General features: G+C 64.3%; 2 protein-coding genes and 1 pseudogene. 2 read left to right on the forward strand and 1 reads right to left on the reverse strand.

The genetic code is table 11. The features are described from left to right. A pseudogene (locus K8V11_RS04285) lies at positions 1-389 on the reverse strand (hypothetical protein); the annotation flags it as partial. A gap of 141 nt (positions 390-530) precedes the next feature. Between K8V11_RS04285 and K8V11_RS04290 the strand changes: the two are divergent. Together K8V11_RS04290 and K8V11_RS04295 are read left to right on the forward strand one after the other, a co-directional pair. After that, entirely contained in the window at positions 531-1,979 is a 1,449-nt protein-coding gene (locus K8V11_RS04290) for a sodium:alanine symporter family protein (protein WP_303911161.1), read from the forward strand. 114 nt (positions 1,980-2,093) lie between these two features. Further along, positions 2,094-3,161, forward strand: a 1,068-nt coding sequence (locus K8V11_RS04295) for a sodium:alanine symporter family protein (RefSeq protein WP_303911162.1), incomplete at its 3' end; no start/stop codon positions are given.

A 3,161-nucleotide genomic window follows, 5' to 3' on the forward strand; every position in this document is an offset into this window, starting at 1 on the left:
GCGAACTTGATCGCGATGAAGCTCTGGAACGTCATATCGAATAGCGCGGAGAAGAATCCCCTCGCCTCGGCGGCAGCCGGCCCCTGCGGCTGCGGAGTGCCCCATTGCTGGTTGCCCTGCGGAGCTCCGCCTGCCGGGATGCCGCCCGAAGCGTAGCCGTAGCCACCGAACTCGCCGCCCGGGTACTGGCCTGCCTGCGGGTAACCGCCCGAGGGATTCTGGGCGCCGGGCGGGTACGTAGCGTCCGCCGGATACTGGCCGGGCTGCGGGTAGCCGCCGCCTGCCGGATAGCCACCCGAGGAATTGTCGCCGCCTGCCGGGTAGGAGCCACCCTGCGAATTGTCGCCGCCCGGCTGTGGGGCGTAGGGGTTCCCGGGTTGGTCGGTCATTGCTGCCTCCTCGTGTTGCGGAATTCTTGTGAGCGATGTCAACGCTACCGGCGCGACAGATGGACAACACAGATTTCACGTTTTCGTGGCATTCACCTGATTTATGGGCAAATGCAATGACGCCCATTTACAGTTGTGCCCATGGATGCGATCACCGAAGCCGTTACGAATATCAACGACTACTACTGGTATTTCGTCATCGCGATCTTGTGTATCGCCGGTGTGTGGTTCACCGTCTGGACGAAGGCGGTGCAGATTCGCCTCATCCCGGAAATGTTCCGGTCGATTACGGAGTCCCCCTCCGAGATCGAAGAGGGTAAACAGGGCATTTCGGCCTTCCGCGCCTTCACCGTCTCGGCGGCCTCGCGCGTCGGCTCGGCCAACGTCGCCGGTGTCGCGGTCGCCATCACTCTCGGCGGGCCGGGAGCTGTGTTCTGGATGTGGCTGCTCGCCATCCTCGGCGGCGCCACTTCGTTTGTAGAGTCCTCCTTGGGCCAGTTGTACAAGGTGCGCAAGCGCGACTCCTACGTCGGCGGCCCGGCCTACTACATTCGTGACGCGCTCGGCTGGAAATGGGTCGCCGTCTTGTTCGCTGTGATCATCACGGTGACCTACGGTTTCGTGTTCAACGCGGTGCAGGCGAACTCGATCGCGCAATCGCTCAACAACCAGTTCGATATCGAGGGCACGGGCCCGATGGTGATCATCGGCATCGTCCTGGCGCTGCTCACGGCTTCGGTGATCTTCGGTGGTATCCGTCGCCTGTCGGCGGTCACCGAGATCATGGTCCCCATCATGGCGTTCGCTTATGTCGCGGTCGCCCTCGTCGTGGTCGTGCTCAACATCTCCGAGGTACCGAACGTCTTCTGGTTGATCGTCGGCCACGCCCTCGGGATCAAGGAGGTCGCCGGCGCCGCCATCGGCACCGCGATCATGCAGGGCATTCGTCGCGGGCTGTTCTCCAACGAGGCCGGTATGGGCTCGGTGCCGAACGCCGCTGCGACGGCCTCGGTCTCGCACCCCGTCAAGCAGGGCCTCGTCCAGTCCCTCGGCGTCTACTTCGACACGCTTCTCGTGTGCTCGGCGACGGCGTTCATCATCCTGCTGTCCGACCCGTCGTATGGCGGGGACCCGGAGGGCATCTCGCTCACGCAGGACGCGCTCGCCGCGCAGGTCGGCGAATGGGCGATCCCGTTCCTCACGATCGTGATCTTCTTCCTCGCTTTCTCCTCGATCCTTGGCAACTCCTATTACGGCGAGTCGAACATCAACTTCCTCCGGGAGAGCAAGCTCGCGCTCACGATTTTCCGGGTGCTCGTCTGTGTTGCCGTCGTCGGCGGCGCGATCGGCAGCATTGACCTCGTGTGGAGCCTCGCCGATCTGTTCATGGCATTCATGGCGACGATCAACTTGATCGCGCTGATCCCGCTGGCGAAGATCGCGATGAAGCTGATGAAGAACTACACCGACCAGAAGAAGCAGGGGCTCGACCCGGTGTTCAGCCGCGACGACATCCCCGAGGCCAAGAACGTCTCCGAGTGGGACGGCTCGGATCCGCTCACGGTGCGCCAGCCCGCCGAACACAGCTAGACCGCCCGGGGCGCTTCACTGCTCCGCCGTCATGCGGCAATGAAGCGGCGCCGGACGCGGATGGGACGGCGATAAACCCCCGCGTTGGGCACCCGTGCCCTTACGCTGTTGCGCATGGAAACTCTTGCGACGGCCATCGAGACGATCAACGAGAACTACTGGTATTTCGTGATCGCTCTGCTGTGCCTGGCCGGCGTGTGGTTCACGATCCGCACGGGCGCGATGCAGATCCGATGGCTGCCAGAGATGTTCCGGACGATCACCGAAAAGCCCTCGGACATTTCCGAGGGGAAGAAGGGGATCTCCGCGTTCCGCGCGTTCACGATCTCCGCGGCGGCGCGCGTCGGCTCGGCGAACGTCGCGGGCGTTGCCATCGCCATCACCGTCGGCGGGCCCGGCTCGGTGTTCTGGATGTGGGTCCTCGCGATCCTCGGCGGCGCGACCTCCTTTATCGAGTCCGCCCTCGCGCAGCTGTACAAGGTGCGCCGGCGCGATTCCTACGTCGGCGGGCCCGCCTACTACATGCGTGACGGTCTCGGCTGGAAGAAGGTCGCGGTCTGCTTCGCGGTGATCGTGACCGTGACCTACGGCTTTATCTTCCCGACCGTGCAGGCCAATTCGATCGCCGCGTCGATCGATACGCAGTTCTCGTTCGAGGGCTCGTGGCCGATGTTCGCGATCGGGGTTGTTCTCGCCCTGCTGACGGCGGCGGTCGTGTTCGGCGGGGTGCGGCGGCTGTCGTCGGTCACCGAGATCATGGTGCCGATCATGGCCATCGGATACGTCGCGGTCGCGCTGTTCGTCGTGGCGATCAATATCGGCGAGGTGCCGGACATGATCGGGCTGATTGTCGGGCACGCGCTCGGCTTCAAGGAAGTGGCCGGGGCCGCGCTCGGCGCCGCGTTCATGCAAGGTGTGCGGCGCGGGCTCTTCTCGAACGAGGCCGGTATGGGCTCGATTCCGAATGCCGCGGCCACCGCGTCGGTGTCCCACCCGGCGAAGCAAGGGCTCGTCCAGTCTCTCGGCGTGTATCTCGACACCCTGGTGGTGTGCTCGGCAACCGCATTCATCATCCTGCTGTCAAACCCGGAGTACGGCGGGGAGGCCGAGGGCATCGCGCTCACGCAGAACGCTCTCGCCGGCCAGGTCGGCGACTGGGCGATCCCTTTCCTCATCGTCACG

The sequence above is a fragment of the Dietzia timorensis genome (genome assembly GCF_020742175.1).
Taxonomy (GTDB): Bacteria; Actinomycetota; Actinomycetes; order Mycobacteriales; family Mycobacteriaceae; genus Dietzia; species Dietzia timorensis_A.